Below are 20161 nucleotides of genomic sequence, written 5' to 3'. Positions count from 1 at the left end.
CTAGCCGCATGCCTACTGTACTGATCATTGACGACAACGCGGCCGTCGCCATCGCACTCGACGTGCTGTTTTCGCTGCACGACATCGACGCGCTGCGCGCCGCCTCGCCCGAAGAGGGCCTGGCGCTGCTCGAGCGCTCGCAGGTCGACCTGGTCATCCAGGACATGAACTTCAGCGCCGACACCACCTCCGGCGAGGAAGGCGCCGCGCTGTTTCGCCAGATCCGCAAGCGCCATCCGGACCTGCCGGTGATATTGCTGACCGCCTGGACCCACCTCGACGCCGCCGTCGACCTGGTCAAGTCGGGCGCGGCCGACTACCTGTCCAAGCCGTGGAACGACAACCGGCTGATCGCCACCGTCGTCAATCTGATCGAACTGGGTCAGGCCAACCGCGCCTTGCAGCAGCGCGTGCAGCGCGAACGGCGCCAGCGCCGCGAGCTTGAAAACGGCTTCGACCTGCGCGGCATGGTGTGGCAGGACCCGGCCACCGAACGGGTGCTGCACCTGGCCTGTCAGGTCGCGCGCGCCGACGTGCCGGTGCTTATCAGCGGCGCCAACGGCACCGGCAAGGAACGCATCGCCGACATCATCCAGGCCAATTCGCTGGTGGCCGACGGCCCGTTCGTCGTGCTCAACTGCGGCGCCCTGCCCGCTGAACTGATCGAGGCCGAACTGTTCGGCGCCGACGCCGGCGCCTACACCGGCGCGTCCAGGGCGCGCGAAGGCAAATTCGAGGCCGCCGACGGCGGCACCCTGTTCCTCGACGAGATCGGCAACCTGCCGCTGGCGGGCCAAATGAAACTGCTGCGGGTGCTCGAGACGGGCCGCTTCGAGCGGCTCGGTTCTAACCGCGAGCGCCAGGTCAAGGTGCGCGTCATCAGCGCCACCAACGCCGACCTGCCGGCGATGATCCGCGCCGGCACCTTCCGCGAAGACCTGTTCTACCGGCTTAACCTGATCGAACTGCGCATCGCGCCGCTGGCGGCGCGCCCGGCCGATATCCTGCCGCTGGCGGCCAGCTTCCTCGGCACCGGCAAGAGCTTGCATGTGGGCGCGGAGGCGGCGCTGCTGGCGCACGGCTGGCCGGGCAATGTGCGTGAACTGAAAAACGTCATCGCCCGCGCCAGCCTGCTCGCCTCGGGCGCGGTGATCCAGGCGGCCGACCTCGGGCTGCCGGCCGCCGCCGCGCCGGCGCTGGAGGTCGAGCCTGACCGCGACGCCATCACCGGCGCACTGACCCGCGCCGGCGGCGTGGTGGCGCAGGCCGCGGCCGAACTGGGGCTGTCGCGCCAGGCGCTGTACCGGCGCATGGAGCGGCTCGGCATCGCCCGTCCCGGATGAGCGGGGCCGCCGGCAACGGGTTTCGCCTCTCGCTGGTGACGCGCTGGTCGGCGCTGGTCGGAACCTTGCTGGCGCTCGGCATCCTGATCGCGCTTGGCCTGGACCACCTGCTGCCTGGCCGCCCGGGCCTGGTGTTCGGCATCTGCCTGCTGTGCATGGTGCCGCTGTCGATCATCACCATCCGTTCGCAGATCCAGCCGATCCTGTCGCTGTTTCGCGCGCTGGCCGGCACCGTCACCAGCTACAAGGACGGCGACTTTTCGTTCAGCTTGCGCTGGCAGCAGAACGACGAACTGTCCGACCTGATCGACGCTCACAACGACCTTGGCAACGTGCTGCGCGAACAGCGGCTCGACCTGATGCAGCGCGAGCTGCTGCTCGACACGATGGTACAGAACACGCCGGTGGCGATGCTGCTGGTGGCCGAAGGCGCCGGCGGCGCGCGCCCGATCGTCTACGCCAACATCGCCGCGCGCCAGTTGCTCAACGAGGGCAGGAAACTCGAGGGCCATGCGCTCGGCGAGATCCTGCAGCAGTCCAACGCCGCGCTGCGCGACGCCGTCACGCGCGGTGGCGATGGCCTGTTTACGACCGGCGACAGCGAGGACGAAGAGGTGTACCACCTGGCGCGCCGCAATTTCAGCCTGAACGGGCGGCGCCACGAGCTGCTGCTGCTGCGCCAGCTGACGGTCGAACTGCGCCGCCAGGAAGTGCAGACGTGGAAAAAGGTAATCCGCGTGATCAGCCATGAACTGAACAATTCGCTGGCGCCGCTGACGTCACTGGCGCATTCCGGCGCGGAGCTGGTGCGGCGCGGCCAGACCGAACGCCTGCCGCAGATCCTCGAGACGATCGGCGAGCGCACCCGCCACCTCGAGACCTTCATCCTCGGCTACGCGCGCTTTGCCAAGCTGCCGACGCCGCGCATCGAGGCGTGCGGGTGGGACGGCTTCCTGGCGCAGCTATCGTCGCAGGTGGCGTTCCGGCTGATCGGCGAAACGCCGGCGGCGCCGGCGATGATCGACCCGGCGCAGATGGAACAGGCGCTCCTCAATCTGCTGAAGAACGCGCACGAATCGGGTTCGCCGCCTGGCCTGGTCGAGCTGAACGTCAAGCGCGTGGCCGACATGCTGCGCATCGAAGTATCCGACCGCGGCCCTGGCATGAACGAGGCGGTGCTGACCAATGCGCTGGTGCCGTTCTACTCCACCAAGCGCAGCGGCACCGGGCTCGGACTGGCGCTGGCGCGCGAGATTGCCGAAGCGCACGGCGGGCGCATCACGCTGGGCAACCGGGAGGGTGGCGGCCTGACGGTCGCCCTGATCCTGCCGGCTTAGGATACTCGCTCCGTATTTCTAAAATTTAGCTATTCTTGGCGGTACGCGAGCGTAGTATTCATCAAGGTAGCGCCGCAACTGGTCTTGTGCCCATTGAAGGCGACAGCGCGACCGCCAACGATGTGCTTCGGATCACCCTCAACAATTACCCCCGGTCCATGCACTGGACATGTACATTGATCGCCCACACACGCGACAGCTGCTCCGTCAATGATATAGTGACTAGCGGTGACATTTACGACTTTGCCGCCGTGGCTGGTAGGGTCATTAAGCCGGATGACATTTGGCATCGCGCCGTCCTTATGAGGTTAGTACTGTACTGGAAGGGGCTGGTGCCAGTGCTAGCACTAGCGGACTGCGCCATCGGAGGAATCGACTAAACGCTACCGGAATCCGAGGAACTTTGGTCAGTACTACTAAGACTTGTTGATGGGCTTGTCAACGTCGCGCTACTGGCAACTACTGCTGTTTGCCCGTAACTCACCAACTCCCAAACCGTGGGTATCAGACTTGTTGGACGGGTTCCCATCAACTTTTGCAAAATGCTCGGCCTTCCTAATAGCACCGCGTCGGCCATGTGTTCGCCCGCCATAAAATGGCGGCGCCGTCCGCCCGCAATTTCGCCAACATCGCTGCATTGCCACCACCCTGTCTGTGGACATTTTTCGCCGCTTTCAATGAATGTGCTGAGTGGAACCATAGGCGAATCATCTGAATTTTTCTCCGATCTTCCCGTCGGCCGAACGCGTATCGAGTTAGTTAGCTTGTCCCATAAGGCCACGGCTTCCTCATCTGTAATGCTAGGCCTAACGCTGGCTTTCGCATTACCCGCCACTCCAGTACTCAACTGGAGTTCCATCATGGGCCGCAGCGGATCGTTCGGGACGGCCAAGCTGACAAACAAAAACTCATGAGCTTCTGTGTCTGCCTCATGAGCAGGTTTCCGCGCGAGAATTTCGAACCCTTTCCAATTGTTAAACTCACGGTTCCCGCGCCGTAGCGTTTTAATCTGCGCAAATATGTGGCCGTTTCCTTCGCGCGACGCGTCCTGTTCCGCCTGTTTCAACCGAGGCTCAAGTGCGTCAGAGTCCACTGAGGTGTCCCTTTTAAGGGTATCTATAGAAAAATGGACGTCCGGGAACTCCTTAAATCGAATTCCTACCGCAACGCTTTCGTATTCAGCTTGCCGTTTTATCAGGCCTCCGTCGATACAAGCACCACTCTCCGCGGGAATTTCTTCATCTCCGCGCAGTTGCAAATTTTTCGCTACAGCGTTTAACAGTGCGACTTGTTCAATCTCCTTTTCAGGTGGCACGCTTTCCGCACGCTGGACGAACAACTCCTCGCCTACAGGAATCACTGAATCAATCGTGTAGCTGATCTGATCCTTGGAACCAAAAATGAGTTTTTGTCCGGTACGGCCCCATCAATAACGCTCCCAAACCGGTGCAACTCCGCAAGATGTCTCTTAGCCAGAAACATTCGTTCTTTTTCGACCTCTTGCAATAGCAGCGACACTCGATCGGCCGCCCTATTCCCCTGCGCAAAATAACGATGGATGGGCCACTCCACTGTTGTCGGTCCGTAAATGACCGTTGCCGTAACGGGAACCTCAACCACAAACTGACTAAAGCAGACAACCTTTGTTTTCGCGAATATTAGTGCTAGACGTTGCGATAGCAGGTTCATTGTGGGCCTCTGGACGGGTGCTTGTTCGCGGTCGCAACCGCTTACGAAAAATGCGACGGATACCGTTAAGACAAGATTGGCCGATGTACGCCAGAAATATAGATATGAATACATCATTCTTTCCACTTCATCGACTGCGCAATGCAAACCAGGCTGTAGAGGGTAGAACGAAGTGCGCTTTCGTCCTTATAACTGGCTTGGTGCTCGTAACCCGTCTGGCGAAAAACACCTTTAAATTTTCCGCTGTGAAGCTGATGCTCAGCCGAGTGTAAAGGGACAGTTTGATCGCCGGGTTCCCTGGCGGGCTCCAAAACCGCGGGTACATCCGGGCCGAGAGCTTTATTCAAGAGGCTTGGAGGGGGCCCTAATACCAAATTTCCTTGCTCGTCGTCCGTGCGGATCAGAAAGTGGTCTATGCTTAAATTATCTGAACGGCCACCAAGGTCCCAAACCACGTTATGCCACGCTGCATGCTTTGCATCAGCGCCATAATGAGCGTCGCTCTGAGCGTGGTACGTGGACGAAATTTCCTTATGAAAAATCTTGGCTTCGTCAAGCATTCTCGCAGTGCGATTGAAGCCTGATTGTGGCTGGCGCGCCGGGTTGATCCACTCCTCACGCAGCAAACCGTACCACTTTCCACGCAGTTTATAAATTTCGTCATATGGATCGCCACGCTGCGGCAGGCTCCGCACGGTTTGACCGTTCTGTCTGATTTGCAACCATCCGTTCCCATAGGCCTGACTCGGAAGCAGCTCAAGACCTCCTGGCGCGTTGGCCAAAACCGCTGTGACCTCCCGCCCAAAATTGCCGAGCACCTTGGCAGTTACACTAACCATCGGCGACATACTAACGACGCCAGGGTCTTCGAACCCGCACCGGATCCGTTTGTAAGCCGCTGCCGCTCCGACCGCCGGCATAACGCCGTGCACTATTCCGAGCACCGTTTCACCAAGACTACCCATTTCGGGGTGAATCAAGGCACGGCCTACCAACCCCCCCCATCGAATGTGTAACCACGATTACTTTTTCACACTGAAATCCTTCCGCTTTGTATTTTTCGATCAAAGCGCTTATTCGCTTCGCTGTCACTATGCCGGATTTCCGATTAGACTCGAGCCAGTTATAACCCATCGCATGCACGGGAAACCAACAGTCCTTGAGCGCATTTTTAAGAGCTGGCTCCTCTAGTGGAATCAACCGTGGCTGGGGGCTCGCTTGCCATTCTTCTGGGGCGACACCGATAATCCCACGCCACCAGCTATCCATTTTGCCGCGCCGAAAGGCGGTATTGAGTCTCAGCTCACACGTCTCCAACAGTTCGCTGTAGCTGCCGAAAAAAACCTCGCCCCAGCCTCTCTCTCTTGCCTTTTGTTCTTTAGTCTTCGCAAATGGCATCGACTTAGGGTCATCCATAAGCAACGGCATATCGATTCCCACACTAACCGGATAGCGGACGCTAACTGTCACGGCCGAGTGCCGGTGGTCGGACGATTCGTTGGCATCACCCGTCGACTGCCGCGCGGGCTCGTACGTATCTACCTCGGTTTGTGCAGCGTCCAGCTGAATTTGCCGTTGTCTCGGGGAAGCATTCGCGAGCGCTATTGACGCCGTCTTGTTTTCCGGACGCCAGGCGATGTTGTTTGTCTTCTCCAACGCCACCTGCCGTGCCGCGCTCATTCGCAAGTTCGACCCCATAATTCCGGGTAGAAAAATAATTGGCAAAACACGGCGTGGTGGAATGCTGATCACCTGTGGCATTAGATCTTGCGCGGGTGTCAGAAAGCCATGTGTTTCCCGGCCGCGTGACAGATGCGGCTTCGTAGGCAATTGATAACCGGGCAATCGCGGAGGGTTTTTTTCCATAGGTATTTTTTCAATTATGGTCGCTACAACCACAGTCAGTCATCCAGCGCTTCGATCGTAAAGCTACTGAACGGAATCGAGGATTTGAGGATCTGCGTGAGCCCCTGCGCGTCCGTCGTGCCTTCAATTTTCTGCCCATCCTCTAATTTCACTCGGAAACGGCGACTCACGAGCGCTTCGCCGGTGTTCAGGTCCGTTAAGCGCACCCTCTGGTCATAAGCAACTTCGCTCTTCGGAAGGCTAAGGTCAGCCACGGCGCCATCCTTCACCCCCTTATGCGCAAAGGTGGAAGAATTGATGGCGTATTCACCAGTAAGAAAATATGTGATTGCGCCCCCCCCGTATGCCGCTTGAGCGCCTTGCGTGATCACTGTCACTTTGGGAGCCTGAATTACAATTTCCTCCGCCGCAGACAGAACGATGCGCTTTGCAGAAGTCAGTTCGATACTGTCTTGATGGGCTTGAATTTCAATCTTGCCGGCGGCGGCAGTTATCCTTATCCCTAGCATATGAGCAAATAAGCAAATTCGCTCTGTTGCACGCATCAACAATTTTCTGCCCGCCGACACTTGGGTATTTCCTACGCTCAAAACGTCAACATGAGTCTGAGCTCCGATCGCTATGTTCGCGCTACTGCCTAGGAGCATGCCAGCCGGTGCGTCGATCGCGACAATGGGTTCGCCGGCTGCACTGTCCGGCTTGCTAGCTCCATCATCGGTGCTATCCCATTTATTGAGATAGGCCGCCAACTGCGTCAGTGGCTTGCTGTCGGTGGCGTCAGCGTGGTGCGTTTTTGCCAATTCGGAAAGTTGGTGCTGAACGATTTCGAGTGCCGCTGCAAGACCGGTTAAACCGTCGTGTTCAAGCTGGCGGCCGGCCGCTCGCAAACGTGCATCCGCACTGATATAGACGCCTTGCGCGCCACGCACTGCGACTGAACCATCGCTACGCAATTCGGCGCCTGTACCCCGTATCTCGCCACGTCCTTCCGTGCGCGGATGGGTCAAAAGGCCTAAATTTAGTTGACTAGCCCCGTGGTCACTGGCCAGCTGCGCACTGATCTGCCCGGGGGTATCATCCAGTCGCAATTGATTGGACCGCCGCCCATTCACCTCCTTGCTCTTAATCCCAGAGAGGAAACGGTTGCCCGGGAGGCGGCCAGTGTGGCTGAAAGTTGGAGGGGGAGCCATCCCACCGTGGACTCGGGCGGTTATAACAGGTTTATCCGGATCCCCCCCGATAAAGGTGACGATGCATTCCTCTCCTGCTCTGGGCAAAGAGATCGCACCCCAACGATCACCGGCCGAAGAGCTCGCAACACGGACCCAGGCCGAGTCTCCCTCATAGCCGGATGCTCCCACTCCGTGAGCATGTTCGTGGTCAGTTTGCCGGCAACCGGGGAAGCGAATTTTCACCCTTCCGTGTTCGTCACAGTACACCTCCTCGCCAACCGGTCCGACTACAAGCACGCTCTGAGCCTCCGTGCGCGGTAAATCGACGCGCGGATCATAGGCCGGCACGATAGCAATCCCGCGCCGCACGCAGCTGAAGCGATTGGCGTAGCGCGCGCCATTTTCTGAAGTAGCTTGGATCATCACCGAGCCGTCGCTGTCGCCCCTCCAATGGTTCCGTGCAAACAGGCGACGCGTCCGATCGTTGAGCGCCTTAGGCAAATTATTTTCTGCTTCAACACGCAACTCGGTAATCACAAACTCTCGCTGCTCTGCCGGATGGGTGTCAATCTCAGCATGGCCCGTTACACTTATCCATTGCCCGACGCATAAATCGCGCACCGCGCTTTCACCATGAAACGATTTGGACGCGAACTCATGCCGTTGCATCCGAACTGCACAAAGGCTTCTGTAGTCATCGTTGTCTGCACCCGCGTGGGGAACGTCAATCAGATAATCGTCTAGGCTGGCGGCAAACCGATTCGCGAACGGACCTTGGTTATTTTGGCCAACTTCCTCAATCTCCCACGCACGGCTCTGAGCGTACTCCCAGCTGTGGCGGCTAACTCTTCCGGGGCTGAGGGTCCGCGCCGCATTCCAGGCCGTTATGCTATCGCGGGTCTCAGTCCCATCGTCGCGGTGGTAACGCACCTCCCCAGCAGCATTCTGCGAAAGCGATTTCACATCATCGAACAGGACGAGAACATGACATGGCAGGTCGCTTCTCCCAGTAGTGCTCGCACTCCCTGGTTTGAAGAACCAAGACAATCCACGCCGTTTCCAGAGCCGCTGTAGAAATGCCGCATCTGATTCGTTGTACTGCATGGTGAACTCGCGGGCCGGATAAGTTTTCAAGCTTTCTAGTTCGAATTGAAGCGCACGCGCAAGTATCGGATTTCCATGCCGCCATTCACCCAGTATGGTCCGTGTGATGTCAACTTCGCTAGCGTTGCGGAAAACGCGTGTATTCACGCGTTTCTCCATGATTGACAGGCCGTCTCGAACCGTCAGCTGATACGTGGCGAGTCCGCCATCGCTTTCACCTTCCACCGCTTCAGTGACGATTCCGCAGACGGAGCGCAGGTTGCCGGAATCCGTAACGAACTGCAGCTCGACCGGTGAAGCATTGAACTGTTTCAACGGCATTCCCGCTTTGGTGGAAACGCACAGCAAGCAATAATTAATACCACCGCAAATCTGCTCTATACCGCTCACTTGCTTCACCATCAGAAGATTGTCTGCAACACCATTTTCCGTTGAAATTCGAAGACGGAGGGGACGGTTCGCTTGGGTCAAGGCCTCTAACACCGACCAAACTTGTTCGCGAGTCATTTTGAGTCCTCAAGTAGTCTTATCTGAAGCGCCTTCTGGCCGGTGTGAGCCAGTCGACGTTGCATTCCGTCACCGTTCAAAAGATTGGACTACGCAGGTCCACCTGCGACAAAACGCAAATCAGGTTTGTATTTAATCGCATGCAAGAAGAAATTGTTGCGCGAGACCAAGCGATGGAGGTTGATATTTCTCAAGGTAGTGGACCAGCTGTCGTCACACGCGACCTTCCGACCTGCGGGCGAGACGCCTCGCCGCCAGCGATGATCGACCCGGCGCAGATGGAGCAGGCGCTCCTCGATCTGCTGAAGAACGCACACGAATCGGGTTCACCGCTGCCTGACTGCCCAGGCAGCGGCCCTATAATTTTCGGGCCAAGTGGACCTTATTAAGGAACCATCTTTCGACTATATTTGAGCCTGATTCTTTTGACAGGACTGCAATGACGACCGCACCTTCCGCCCCCACCGACCGCACCCGCGTGCGCCGCAATGCCAACTACGCCGACTACGACAGCGCCACGCTGCACGCCATCATCGACACCGCCTGGCTGTGCAATGTCGCCTTCCACGACGGCGCCAGCACCCACTGCATTCCGACCGCCTGCTGGCGCGACGGCGAGCACCTGTACATCCACGGCTCGAATGGCGGGCGGCTGACTAGACTGCTGATGAAGGACACCCAGGCGTGCGTCACCATCACCCACCTCGATGGCCTGGTGATGGCGCGCTCCGCCTTCAACCATTCGATGAACTACCGCTCCGCGGTGATGTATGGCCAGTTCGAAGCGGTCGATGGCGACGCCGCCAAGCGCGCCTCGATGGCCGCCTTCATGGACAAGGTGGCGCCCGGCCGCCAGGCCGATGTGCGCGCCGGCAGCGACAAGGAGTACGCCGCCACCACGGTAATGCGCATCGCGCTGACCGAAGCGTCCTGCAAGGCGCGCACCGGCGGGCCGCATGACGACGCCGACGACATGCATATCGAAGCCTGGGTCGGCGTGCTGCCGATGGCATTGACGCCGCAAGCGCCGGTGCCGGAGCCCGATTGCGGCGTCGCCACGCCGACGTACGTCGCGGCCTGGTACGCCTGACACGGGCGGCCGGGATGGTAAGATCGGTTTTCGCAGCCGATCCAAACGTCCCATGCCGTCCAACCGCAACAACCCAGAGGCCAGCGGCCGCTTCGAGCAGCCCGGCCATCCTCCCGCCACCGTCACCGAGTTTCGCGGCGTGCGCTTCCTGCACCTCGGCACCTCATGGGTGCAAGGCGCCATGCGGCTCGACAAACCCGATGCGATCGAACTCGAATACATCCAGATGATGATGTTGTGGCTGTTGTTTTGCGAGCAGCCGCGCCACATCGTCCAACTCGGCCTTGGCAGCGCGGCGCTGACCAAGTTCTGCTACCGCCGCCTGCCTGGCGCGCGCGTCACCGCGGTCGAACTCAATCCGAACGTGATCGCCATCTGCCGCGCGCTGTTCGAGCTGCCGCCGGACGACGCGCGCCTGTCGGTGGTTGAAATGAACGCGCTCGACTTCGTGCTCGATCCGGCCAACCGCAACAGCGTCGACGTGCTGCAGGTCGACCTGTACGACGAGGACGCGCGCGGCCCGGTGCTCGACACGCCCGAGTTCTACCAGGGCTGCTACGACTGCCTGACGGCCGACGGCATCATGACCACCAACGTGTTCGGCGACTTCGCCAACTACGACAAGAACCTGCAGGCGATGGAACAGGTGTTCGACGCGGTGGTCTGGCTGCCCGAGGTGCACGATGCGAACATCGTCGTCGTCGCCTTCAAGAACGCGCCGCAGATCGACTTCAGCGTGCTGTACGAACGCGCCGGCGCCATCAAGCGCGGCATGAACCTGCCGGCCAAGGCCTGGGTCACCGGCCTGAAGGAATGGATGCACGACCAGCAGCGGTAAGTCCGCCGCCGCTGGCCAAGCCGCGCCTTACTGGCCGTCGCCGATCTGGCGGCACTGCGGCGGCAGCAACCTGGTGTCGATGTCTTCGGCGCCGCACTTCCATGCGATCCGCTTGTTCGCATTGAGCGATGGCGCGAACACCAGCACACCCTGGCCGTGCACGGTCGTCGTGCGGGTGAGCACGCGGATCACCGCATTCTCCGGGTTCAGCTGGATCAGTTCAATCGATGCGTTACCGGCCGGCTGCGCGGAGGTGCCGGCCGCCTCCAGCGTGGCCGGCACCTTGTCGTTCGCATAGAAGTACTTTTCCACCGCGGCGGTAGCCTGGCGACCGCCCTGATAGGCCGCGGCGACCTGGCTCTTCTTGACGTAGTCCTGGTAGGCCGGTATGCCGACCGCCGCCAATATGCCAATGACCGCTATCGTCAGGATCAATCCGCCGCCCCCGCCGACGCCAAGGCGCGGCACGAACAGCGCCAGCACCATCGCCATCGGATGACGCCGTGGCTGGCTTGGCTCCTGTCCCTGCGCCAGCGCCCGCACGGCGCCCATGCGCTTGACCAGCCACGGGTAGTCGCCCACCAGTTCGTGAAACGACATCCAGAAGCTGTCGGTATGGCGGCTCTGGCCAATGTATTCGCTCTTGCTCATCGTGCGCCAGCGCTTGCCGCCGGCCGCCAGCGCCGCGATGCCGAATTCGGCGTTGAGCGGATGGTCACACGCGGCCATGCCATGCCGGTCGCAGGTGTATTCGCGGGCGCGCGAATAGGCCGCGCCGATCAGCGGCAGGATCGACGCCGGCAGCAGCACGGTCGCCCATTTGAGATGGCGGCGCTTGATGTGGCCAATCTCGTGGCCGATGTAGAAATTGAGCGCGTCCGGATTGTCTTCGAGGGCGTCGACGACGTCGGAGTACAGCACCAGGAAATCGCGGCCGAAGAAACGCGTGGCGAAGGCGTTGAAGGCGCCGCCCATCTGCATCAGGTAGGCGTCGGGCTGCTCGTTTTGTCCGAGCTTTTCGCAGCAGGCGGCGATCTGCCGGTGCAGGTCGGGACACTGCTGCGCGGTGATCTGCACACCGTTGCCCTTGATGTGCGATATCAGTGCCGACTGGGCGAAGCAGTAGATGAGGAACAACAGTGCCGCGTACACCAGCGCCAGGCCAAGCGTGCCGACCACCAGCACGATCCACAACAGCACCGATAGCACCAGCATGATGCCGAAAAGCGTTTTTTCATTCTTGTAGACCAAGTCCATCACGGCTCCCAGATTAAGATAAACACAATATTGCACTTAAGAATACTATATTTTTCTTACCCGTAGGAAATATATTGGACAGACCGCAGGAACTGCCGCAAGGGGCGTAAATACTACTCTGCTTTTCAGTTAGGTAGCCCGAAATATTGCCTGACTATCTATAAATACAACAGTCATTCCATGCGGGTTGTACAGACCATTTGGTGTGCTATAGCATCTTCCGGGCATCGCGCGCGCCCGCGCGCGACTGACGAAAATAGCCAAGAGAAAGAGACACGCAATGACGAAACACACCGGAAGAGCGAACCTGAACCGCACCTTGCTCGCCTCGGCGCTGCTCGCGGCCCTGAACCACGCCGGCGCGCAGGAAGCGGCCGGCGGCCAGCAGGCCCGCCCAAGCGACGAAGGCACCCAGTCGGTCGTCGTGCTCGGATCGCGCTCGAGCGCCAAGACCGCCCTCGACACCGCCGTGCCGGTCGGCCTGATCAGCGCCAAGGACATGCAGAACGCCGGCCCGCTGGAACTGGGCAAGCTGCTGCAAACGCTCGACCCGTCATTCAACTTCACCTCCACGTTCATCAGCGACGGCACCGACATCATTCGCCCGGCCACCTTGCGCGGCCTCGGGCCCGACCAGCTGCTGGTGCTCGTCAACGGCAAACGCCGCCACCAGCAGGCGCTGGTCAACGTCCAGCAAACCATCGGCCGCGGCTCCGCCGGCACCGACATCAACGCCATTCCGCTGTCCGCGATCCACCACATCGAGGTGCTGCGCGACGGCGCCGCCGCGCAGTACGGGTCGGATGCGATCGCCGGCGTGATCAACATCGTCCTCAAGTCGAACGTGGGCGAGACCCAGTTGAGCGGCACGGTCGGCACCACGTCGAAGGGCGACGGCGACCTGGTCTCCGGCAGCGCCAACACCGGCGTTGCGCTCGGCACCGACGGCGGCTACCTGAACCTGACGGTCGAAGGGCGCCACCGCGGCGAAACCAACCGCGCCGGCCTCGACACCTTGCGCGTCGATCCGCCGCGCGTGACCCAGCGCATCGGCGACAGCCTGGCCAAGGATGCCTACCTGTGGTGGAACGCCGCCATCCCGCTCGGCAAAGACAGCGAGTTCTACGCCTTCGGCGGCGTCTCCAAGCGCACCGGCGACTCGGCCGGCTTCTTCCGCTCGGCCGGGGACGGGCGCACTGTGCCTGCGGTGTACCCGAACGGCTACCTGCCGAACATCATGACGACCGTGAAGGACGCCTCGCTGGCAGTAGGCTACAAGCGCGACCTGGCCAACGACTGGAAGTTCGACGTCAGCGTCAACCACGGCCGCAGCGAACTCGGTTTCCACGAACGTAATTCGATCAACGTCAGCTACTGGTACGAGCCGAAACCGGGCGGCGGCATCTATGCCGAATCGCCGCTGGAAGCCGACACCGGCCGCCTGAAATTCAACCAGACCACCTTCAACGCCGACCTGCGCGGCCCGGTCGACATCGGCGGCGCCAAGCTGCTGGTGGCCGGCGGCTTCGAGTACCGCCGCGATAACTACGCCATCGAAGCGGGCGACCCGGTGTCCTACCAGTACGGACGCACCAACAACCCGGCCATCAAGATCTTCGACCAGACCGGCGGCATCGCCGCCTCCGGCGCGCAGGGATTCCCCGGCTACACGCCAGGTACCGCGGTCGACGCCGGCCGCCACAACGTCGCCGCCTACCTCGACGCGGAACACAACCTGACGCCGCATCTGCTGGTGGCGGGCGCCGTCCGCTTCGAAAAGTATTCGGACTTCGGCAACACCACCACCGGAAAACTGAGCATGCGCTACGACCCGTCGCGCACCATCGGCATGCGCGGCAGCGTGTCGACGGGCTTTCGCGCACCGGGCGTGCAGCAGAAGTTCTACAGCTCGGTGTCGACCAACCTGAACACGGCCGGCGTGCTGACCGAGACGCTGACCGCGCGCGAAGGCAGCGCCGTCACCCGCGCGTTCGGCATCTCGCCGCTGAAACAGGAAACGTCGCAAAGCGGCAGCATCGGCATCATCCTGCGCCCGGTCACCGGCTTCTCGGTGACGGCTGACGTGTACCGCACCAACATCGACGACCGCATCGTCTTTTCGAGCAACATCGCGCCGGAATCGGGCGCCTGCCTGACCGCGGCGGCGTGCCCGATCAAGGCCATCCTTGATCCGCTGAAGGTCGGCCAGGCGCAGTTCTTCACCAACGCGATCGACACCACAACCGACGGCTTCGACCTGGTCGCCGATCACACCACCAAGTTGAGCAATGCCACGCTGGTGCTGTCGGGCCAGTTGGGCTTCAACCGCACCAAGGTCAAGAGCCGCAATTCACAGTCGCCGGTGCTGACTGGCGCCCAGCTGTTCGACGATTCGCAGGTGACCTTGATCGAACGCGGCCAGCCGCGCCAGCACCACGTCGTCGGCGCCGACTACACGGCCGGCGCATGGAACGTCAACGCCCGCGCCAACTACTACGGTGAAGTGCAGGGCCAGGGATTCACCGCGCCGTTCATCCAGACCTGGGAAGCGAAGTGGCTGGTCGACCTGACGATGCGCTATTCGTTCAGCAAGCGCTTCAGCCTGTCGGCCGGCTTGAACAACGTGTTCGACACCTACCCGACCGAGTGGGACAAGACCAAGGCGGCGCCGTTTCCGCAGCTGGGCTTCACCCACTGCTGGGAGACCTGCCCGATCGGCATCAACGGCCGCTCCGGCTACCTGCGCGCCGACTACGCTTTCTAAGCGAGCCGGCCGCGCTCGCGCCACCACAGCGCGAGCATGGCCAGCGTGAACAGCAAGGCGAACGGCCACGCCGGCAACGGCGTGCTGCCGATCGCCGCCGGAGCCGCGGTGCGGGCGAGGTAGCGGCTAGTAGCATCGCGCCGCTGCGCCGCCTGCCACTGCGGCCAGTCCGCTGCATCGAACACGTACGTCTCGCCGCCCTTCCCCTCCATCTTCAGCCAGCCCGCCTGGCGCGGCCACACCGCGACGCAGGAGGCGTCGGCCTTGTCAAGCCGACGCTGCCAGACTATCTTCTGCTGCAGCGACGGGAACACCGCATCGCCCTTGGCGCCCTGCGCGCACAGTTCCAGGCGCTGTCCGGCAAAGGCCATCTCGCGCGGCTCTTCCCATGTCACGTCCTGCTCCACCTTTACGCCGGCGCCGTCGAGCACACCTTGCCACCACAGCGCGAGCTGGCGCGGCTGGCTGATCGCCAGGCGGTGCCAGTCGCCCACGCCGACCCAGGTGATGCGCCCGCGGGTCCAGAACGTGCCGTCGCCGGCGGTCCAGGTTCCCGCAACCGGATTGAACGGCGCCACCGGCATTGCAAGAGCGCCCGCAACGCGGCCATCGGCTTGCGGCTTCAGGTCGAGCTGCATCGCGCGCTGCCAGATGCGGGTGTCGCTTGCGTTGGCGCCCAGGATGACCAGCGGCGTGCCTTGGGCAAGCAGCGCCGCGCGTGCGCTTTCCGATGCGCGTTCGAACCAGGCGGCGTCGATGATCAGCAGGTTGGGAGCGGCCATCGGTTCGCGCGCGGTCTCGCTGCGGGTGACGGTTTTGCCGAGCGTGACCTGCCAGTCGAGCAGCGCGCCGCTATTGGCCAGTAGTTCGTTCAGCACGCGCAGGTCGAACGACGGCGCGGCGAAGCGCCCCTGCACCCGCAGTGGCGCGGCGTCCACCACGTTGAGCGGCACCGGCCCTTCGGCCAGCGTATTGCCTGCGGCGTCCAGCAAGCGAGCGCGCAGCACCAGCAGCTCGGCGGCCGGCGGCAGCCACTGCACGCTGAGCGACGCCGCCGAGCCGCTGGCCTCAGCGATGACCTGCTTGTTCTCCGCCAGCAGTTGCAGGCGCGCCGCGCCGGGCTTGTCGCGATGGATGGTGAATGTGAACATGCGGCCGAGCGTCAGGCGGCGGGGGAAATCGAGCCGCAGCACGGGGCTCGCCGGCACAGTCCACGCCAGCGGCCGCGCAGACAGATCGCGCCACTGCGCCTCGGTCAGGCCGTCGCCAGTCAGCGGCCCCTTGGCGGCGGTGTGCGGCAATGAGAAATTGCCGCCGATGCCAGCCAGCGCCGCGGCGGCAACCAGCACCAGCAGCGCGTCGATAAAGCGGCGCCGCCACAGGTAGACGCCCGCGCTGGCAAGGCCGATCAGGCCGATCGCGATCATCGTCATGGCGCCGCCCTGCGCCATGCCTGGGTGAACGGCGTGCTGGCCGACGGCGTTGCCTGCAGCAGCACCGGCGCGTCGGTGATGGCGCCGCGGATCCACGCACGCAGCACCGGACGGCAAGTGGCGCAGCCGTCGGCCACGTCCTGCACCGCGCGCTGCGCCTGCAGCCGCTGGTCGTCGCCGGCGATACGCGCGCGGATCCAGTCGTGCGCGGTGCGGCTCCACAGCGCCGGCAAGGCGCCGTCGCCGCCGAGGGCGCGCAGCAGCTCGCGCACTTCCGCCGGCACCGCATCGTTGGGCGCATCCTGCGCGCGCCGGTAGCTCTTGGCGCCCACTACATCACCACTCATGCGCAGCTCCTCCTTGATCGGCGGCGGCGCGAACGCCGTCTTGTGCAGGTAGATGCGGTCGGCCTGCTGCAGCTGCTTGATCGCCTCGAGCGCCTTGTGTTCGGGCGCCAGCGCCGGCTGCGGCGTGATCGCCCGCAGCGCTTTTTCGGCATCCCACATCGCCGACAGCGCGCGCCGCAGCACTTTCTTGGTGCCCTCGTCGAACAGCGTGGCGTTCTCGGCCTGGTCGTGGGCATGGCCGAATTCGGCCACCACGTCGTGCTTGCCCTCTTCCTTTTCGTGGTCGTCGCCGCCGAACAGGCTCGACTCCTCGCCGAGGAACTGGCCGTAGCGGCGGCGCAGCTGCGCCTGGTCGCCGGCGATCGACTCGCTGCGGCTGCGCACCGTGGCGGCGGCCATTTTCGGCTGCGCCTTCATGTCGGCGATCAGTTGCTGGGTATCGATGATGACCTGGCGCTGGCTGCGCAGGTTCTCCGGCTTGACCAGCATCGGCAGCGCCGACGTCTCGTCTTCGGTGCCGACAGGCCCCGGCAGGCGCAGCGTGTAGGTCGGCGACTGAGCGCCGTGAACCGGCTCGGCATTGTCCGCCGCGCGCACGAAAAAATACAGCTCGTCGCCCGGCTCCATGCCCAGCTCGGCCAGCGTCCACTGGCGTGACCAGTTGCGCGCGCGTGGGTCGCTCGACGCCGGCAGCGGCACTTCGCGGTCGCTGAAGCGGATGTTTTCGCCGCTGCCGCGCGCCAGGGTCAGGTGCAAGGTGGCGCGGGCCACCTGGTAGTCGTCGCGCACCGCCACCGCGATGGCGGCACTGTTTGCATCGGCCGCCAGCACCTGCACCATGTCGGTCGGCGCCGTGACGGTGATCAGCGGCGGCTGGTCGGGCGTCACGCGCAGGTTGTAGCGCACCCCGCGCAGGCGCCAGAACACCGATTCGGTGGCCTTCCACTGCGCGCAAGCGGCGCCGGTCTTGAGCTGCTGGCCGTCGCTCAGTTCGATCACCGCGTCCTTGCCGCACCATTGCACCACGCTGTGCTCGGGCACCTGCAGGTCGCGTGGCGCCGATTCGAACGGCGCCACCGCAGTGTATTTTGGCGGCGTGACGCGCAGCGAGACCTGGCCTGGCGCGACGGCGGCGGCGGCGGCGGCGGCGGCCGGCGCGGCGGCTGGCGCCATGCTCGGCATGCCGGCACGCGCGCCCCAGGCCCATACGCCCAGCGCCACCAGGGCGCTGGCGGCGACCCAGTGATAGCCGCCGCGAACGCGTGTGCGCGCCACCGCCGGCAGGTTCAGCACCGCAGCGGCGCGGGCGAGCAGGCGCTGGCGCTGCAACTGGGCGATGGGAGTTGGTGCATGCGCCAGCAGCAGGCTGCTGTCTTCCAGTTCCGGGATTGCGCCGTCGAGCCAGCGCGGCCAGTTGGCGGACACGCGGCGGTGCAGGCGCCAGCAATCGAAGATCACCAGCGCCAGCGCGGCGGCGATGCCGATCGGCGAACGCAGCACGATCCACGGCAGCAGCGCGCCAAGCCACAGTGGCAGGCGGCGGCGCCAGGCAGCGCGCCAGACGCGCGCGACGATATCAGCGTCGGCTTGCATGGGCCAATATCCTTTCGAGTGCGAACAGCGCCGCCAGCGCCATCAGCAAAATGTCGCGCAGTGCGCCCGCTGCCGGCGCCGTCTGCACCGTGGACGCCGCGATCGACTGCGACGGTGCGGTGTACGGCACCGGCGCATAGTGCAGGCGCTGCCAGGTTTCGAACAGGCTGCGCGCGGCGCTGGCGTCGGCCGGCGGGGTGGCAGACCATAGCCGGCCACGCGCGCTGTCGGCGTAGCGCATGCCGTCGACAGCCCTGGCGCTGCGCAGTTCCGGAAAGGCGCTGTCGTCGCCGACCCACCACAGCGGCGCGTGCAGGCCGGCCGGCGGCGCCTCGGCCACATCCCATATGATCAGTTCCGACTTTGCGTCTGCCGTGTCGGTGACGACAAATTTCTGCGGGCCATCCAGCGCCGCGAACAACACGCGCCATTGCGGCGCACGTTTGCTGACGACAGCGACGCGGTGTTCGGATGCAGGCAATGGCGCAGCCAGCGTGCGCAGCTCGACCTTGTGGCGAAACTGCGGCCGCAGCGCCGGCATTGGCACGTTGCCGGCCACCAGCAGGCGCGCGCTGGCTTTCCATTCACGCTCATGCAGCGCCAGATACCCAAGCGGATCGGCGACCGTTATCCGGGCCGCGCCCGAAAAGCCGGCATCGGTCACCTGGCGATCGAGCCAGGCAGCGTCGGTGCCGGGCGCGACCAGCACGGTGTCGCCGCGCCACGGCAGCGTGACGTCGGCCAGCAGCGCGATCACGCCGGCGAGCAGAAGGCAGCGCACCAGCAACAGCAGCCGGTCGGTCCAGCGCCACACGCGCTGCTGCTGCGGATCGGCGCGCGGCAAGAAGCGCGCGGTTGCCAGCGGCTGAGCGTTGCTGCGTTCGCGCTTCTGCCGGTGCCACCATATCGGCAGCAGCAGCACGGGCATGGCAAGCCACCACATGCTCATGCGCGGCCCGCCTGGCGCAGCCACGCGCGCAGCACCGTCTGCAGCGGTTGTTCGATGCGCGCTTCGAGCGTGCGTATGTCGCTGCGGCGGCAGTCGGCCGTCATGGCGGCGAAATGGCCGGCGCGGTTTTTCTGGTAAGCCTGCTGTTCGAAGCGGAACAGGCCCGCGCCTGCTTCAGGGTCGCGCCATGTGCCGCCGGCGGCGAAGCTGGCGTCGCACTCGGCGTTGGTTTGCAGGCACAGCGCGCGCACGTCGTGGCGCATGTGGCGCAGCCGCAGCAGCGCTTCCGATTGGGCCGATGGCCAGTCTAGATAGTCGCTGACGGCGAACACCAGGCTTGGCGAACGGGCGAAATGCAGGCTGGTTCGCAATGTCTCGGCCGGCGGCAGGCTGCCCTGCGCCTCGGTGCGCGACAGCTGCGCCAGGATGCGCTGCATCTGGCGCGGTCCGCGCGCGGCCGGCGTGAACTTCACGCGGTCGCCGCCGCAGACGATCAGGCCGAAGGCGTCGCCCTGGCGCTGCGCGATGGCGGCAATGCAGGCCAGCACGGCGCGCGCGTACTGCAGCTTGTCGAGGCCAGCCACGCTGCGGCTCGGCTCCGCCATCGACGCGCTGGCATCCAGCCACAGCCAGACGGCGACGTGGCTGTCGCGCTCGGCCTCGCGCACGAAATAGCGGTCGGCGCGCGCCAGCAGCTTCCAGTCGACGCGGCGCCACTCGTCGCCCGGCGCATAGGCGCGGTATTCGGAGAACTCGACGCCGGCGCCGCGCTCGCGCCCCGCGTGGATACCGTGGCCGAGGCCGGCCAGCACGTAGCGGATGACCAGGTTCAGGTCGGTGGTGTGCGCCAGCTGCGCCGGTGTCGCCAGCAT

Annotated in this window: 15 protein-coding genes; 5 read left to right on the top strand and 10 right to left on the bottom strand. The window is 63.4% G+C overall.

What is annotated here, in order from left to right; genetic code table 11:
* Nucleotides 1-8: 8 nt before the first annotated feature.
* Nucleotides 9-1343: a sigma-54-dependent transcriptional regulator gene (locus tag CR105_RS22005; protein WP_099792215.1), complete on the top strand. Its 1335-nt coding sequence runs from the start codon at nucleotides 9-11 to the stop codon at nucleotides 1341-1343.
* On the top strand, nucleotides 1340-2680 hold the full coding sequence (locus tag CR105_RS22000; RefSeq protein ID WP_099792213.1) for a sensor histidine kinase: 1341 nt from the start codon (nucleotides 1340-1342) through the stop codon (nucleotides 2678-2680). Before CR105_RS22005 ends, CR105_RS22000 begins: the two co-directional genes overlap by 4 nt.
* Before the next feature lie 29 nt (nucleotides 2681-2709).
* Here CR105_RS22000 and CR105_RS21995 read toward each other — a convergent pair whose 3' ends face one another.
* The 5 genes from CR105_RS21995 to CR105_RS21985 form a co-directional block, all read right to left on the bottom strand.
* Nucleotides 2710-2970 (bottom strand): PAAR domain-containing protein, encoded by a 261-nt coding sequence (locus CR105_RS21995; protein WP_099792211.1) that lies wholly within the window; start codon nucleotides 2968-2970, stop codon nucleotides 2710-2712.
* A gap of 86 nt (nucleotides 2971-3056) precedes the next feature.
* Nucleotides 3057-4040 (bottom strand): T6SS immunity protein Tli4 family protein, encoded by a 984-nt coding sequence (locus CR105_RS27960; RefSeq protein WP_143752799.1) that lies wholly within the window; start codon nucleotides 4038-4040, stop codon nucleotides 3057-3059.
* A 442-nt stretch (nucleotides 4041-4482) separates the two neighbouring features.
* Nucleotides 4483-5349, bottom strand: a complete 867-nt coding sequence (locus CR105_RS29075; RefSeq protein WP_229414065.1) for a hypothetical protein — start codon at nucleotides 5347-5349, stop codon at nucleotides 4483-4485.
* Nucleotides 5327-6235, bottom strand: coding sequence for a lipase family protein (locus CR105_RS29070; RefSeq protein WP_229414064.1), 909 nt, complete (start codon nucleotides 6233-6235; stop codon nucleotides 5327-5329). The genes CR105_RS29075 and CR105_RS29070 overlap by 23 nt, the downstream gene beginning before the upstream one ends.
* A 35-nt stretch (nucleotides 6236-6270) precedes the next feature.
* Nucleotides 6271-9018 carry a type VI secretion system Vgr family protein gene (locus CR105_RS21985; RefSeq protein ID WP_099792209.1) on the bottom strand — a complete coding sequence of 916 codons (2748 nt, stop codon included), beginning with the start codon at nucleotides 9016-9018 and terminating at the stop codon, nucleotides 6271-6273.
* Nucleotides 9019-9457: 439 nt separating this feature from the next.
* Here CR105_RS21985 and CR105_RS21980 point away from each other — a divergent pair, with 439 nt between their 5' ends.
* Complete coding sequence (locus CR105_RS21980; RefSeq protein WP_099792207.1) at nucleotides 9458-10108, top strand: pyridoxamine 5'-phosphate oxidase family protein; 651 nt, start codon at nucleotides 9458-9460, stop codon at nucleotides 10106-10108.
* A 52-nt stretch (nucleotides 10109-10160) separates the two neighbouring features.
* Entirely contained in the window at nucleotides 10161-10946 is a 786-nt protein-coding gene (locus CR105_RS21975; protein WP_099792205.1) for a spermine/spermidine synthase domain-containing protein, read from the top strand.
* 27 nt (nucleotides 10947-10973) lie between these two features.
* On the opposite strand, the gene CR105_RS21970 is transcribed toward CR105_RS21975, so the two are convergent.
* Complete coding sequence (locus tag CR105_RS21970) at nucleotides 10974-12203, bottom strand: M48 family metalloprotease (RefSeq protein WP_099792203.1); 1230 nt, start codon at nucleotides 12201-12203, stop codon at nucleotides 10974-10976.
* Between the two features lie 280 nt (nucleotides 12204-12483).
* Here CR105_RS21970 and CR105_RS21965 point away from each other — a divergent pair, with 280 nt between their 5' ends.
* Nucleotides 12484-14967 (top strand): TonB-dependent receptor plug domain-containing protein, encoded by a 2484-nt coding sequence (locus tag CR105_RS21965; RefSeq protein WP_099792201.1) that lies wholly within the window; start codon nucleotides 12484-12486, stop codon nucleotides 14965-14967.
* On the opposite strand, the gene CR105_RS21960 is transcribed toward CR105_RS21965, so the two are convergent.
* The 4 genes from CR105_RS21960 to CR105_RS21945 are packed head-to-tail and all read right to left on the bottom strand — an operon-like array spanning nucleotide 14964 to nucleotide 20161.
* Nucleotides 14964-16400, bottom strand: a complete 1437-nt coding sequence (locus CR105_RS21960) for a hypothetical protein (protein ID WP_099792253.1) — start codon at nucleotides 16398-16400, stop codon at nucleotides 14964-14966. The genes CR105_RS21965 and CR105_RS21960 overlap by 4 nt on opposite strands.
* On the bottom strand, nucleotides 16397-18340 hold the full coding sequence (locus tag CR105_RS21955) for a DUF4175 family protein (protein WP_099792199.1): 1944 nt from the start codon (nucleotides 18338-18340) through the stop codon (nucleotides 16397-16399). The genes CR105_RS21960 and CR105_RS21955 overlap by 4 nt, the downstream gene beginning before the upstream one ends.
* Nucleotides 18324-19289 carry a BatA domain-containing protein gene (locus CR105_RS21950; RefSeq protein WP_229414063.1) on the bottom strand — a complete coding sequence of 322 codons (966 nt, stop codon included), beginning with the start codon at nucleotides 19287-19289 and terminating at the stop codon, nucleotides 18324-18326. Before CR105_RS21950 ends, CR105_RS21955 begins: the two co-directional genes overlap by 17 nt.
* The gene (locus CR105_RS21945) at nucleotides 19286-20161 is read right to left on the bottom strand and encodes a DUF58 domain-containing protein (RefSeq protein WP_099792195.1); all 876 of its coding nucleotides are present in this window, start codon (nucleotides 20159-20161) and stop codon (nucleotides 19286-19288) included. Before CR105_RS21945 ends, CR105_RS21950 begins: the two co-directional genes overlap by 4 nt.

The organism is Massilia eurypsychrophila (assembly GCF_002760655.1).
Classification (GTDB): Bacteria; Pseudomonadota; Gammaproteobacteria; order Burkholderiales; family Burkholderiaceae_D; genus JAFCUW01.
Note: the sequence above shows the minus strand (reverse complement) of the source record. Positions and strands in the feature narration are given on the sequence as shown.

Bases quoted from the DNA above. Each gene is read 5' to 3' on its own strand.
- CR105_RS22005 (WP_099792215.1), top strand. From the start codon at position 9: ATGCCTACTGTACTGATCATTGACGACAACGCGGCCGTCGCCATCGCA.
- CR105_RS22000 (WP_099792213.1), top strand. From the start codon at position 1,340: ATGAGCGGGGCCGCCGGCAACGGGTTTCGCCTCTCGCTGGTGACGCGC.
- CR105_RS21995 (WP_099792211.1), bottom strand. From the start codon at position 2,970: ATGCCAAATGTCATCCGGCTTAATGACCCTACCAGCCACGGCGGCAAA.
- CR105_RS29070 (WP_229414064.1), bottom strand. From the start codon at position 6,235: ATGGAAAAAAACCCTCCGCGATTGCCCGGTTATCAATTGCCTACGAAG.
- CR105_RS21985 (WP_099792209.1), bottom strand. From the start codon at position 9,018: ATGACTCGCGAACAAGTTTGGTCGGTGTTAGAGGCCTTGACCCAAGCG.
- CR105_RS21980 (WP_099792207.1), top strand. From the start codon at position 9,458: ATGACGACCGCACCTTCCGCCCCCACCGACCGCACCCGCGTGCGCCGC.
- CR105_RS21975 (WP_099792205.1), top strand. From the start codon at position 10,161: ATGCCGTCCAACCGCAACAACCCAGAGGCCAGCGGCCGCTTCGAGCAG.
- CR105_RS21970 (WP_099792203.1), bottom strand. From the start codon at position 12,203: ATGGACTTGGTCTACAAGAATGAAAAAACGCTTTTCGGCATCATGCTG.
- CR105_RS21965 (WP_099792201.1), top strand. From the start codon at position 12,484: ATGACGAAACACACCGGAAGAGCGAACCTGAACCGCACCTTGCTCGCC.
- CR105_RS21960 (WP_099792253.1), bottom strand. From the start codon at position 16,400: ATGACGATGATCGCGATCGGCCTGATCGGCCTTGCCAGCGCGGGCGTC.
- CR105_RS21955 (WP_099792199.1), bottom strand. From the start codon at position 18,340: ATGCAAGCCGACGCTGATATCGTCGCGCGCGTCTGGCGCGCTGCCTGG.
- CR105_RS21950 (WP_229414063.1), bottom strand. From the start codon at position 19,289: ATGAGCATGTGGTGGCTTGCCATGCCCGTGCTGCTGCTGCCGATATGG.
- CR105_RS21945 (WP_099792195.1), bottom strand. From the start codon at position 20,161: ATGCTGGCGACACCGGCGCAGCTGGCGCACACCACCGACCTGAACCTG.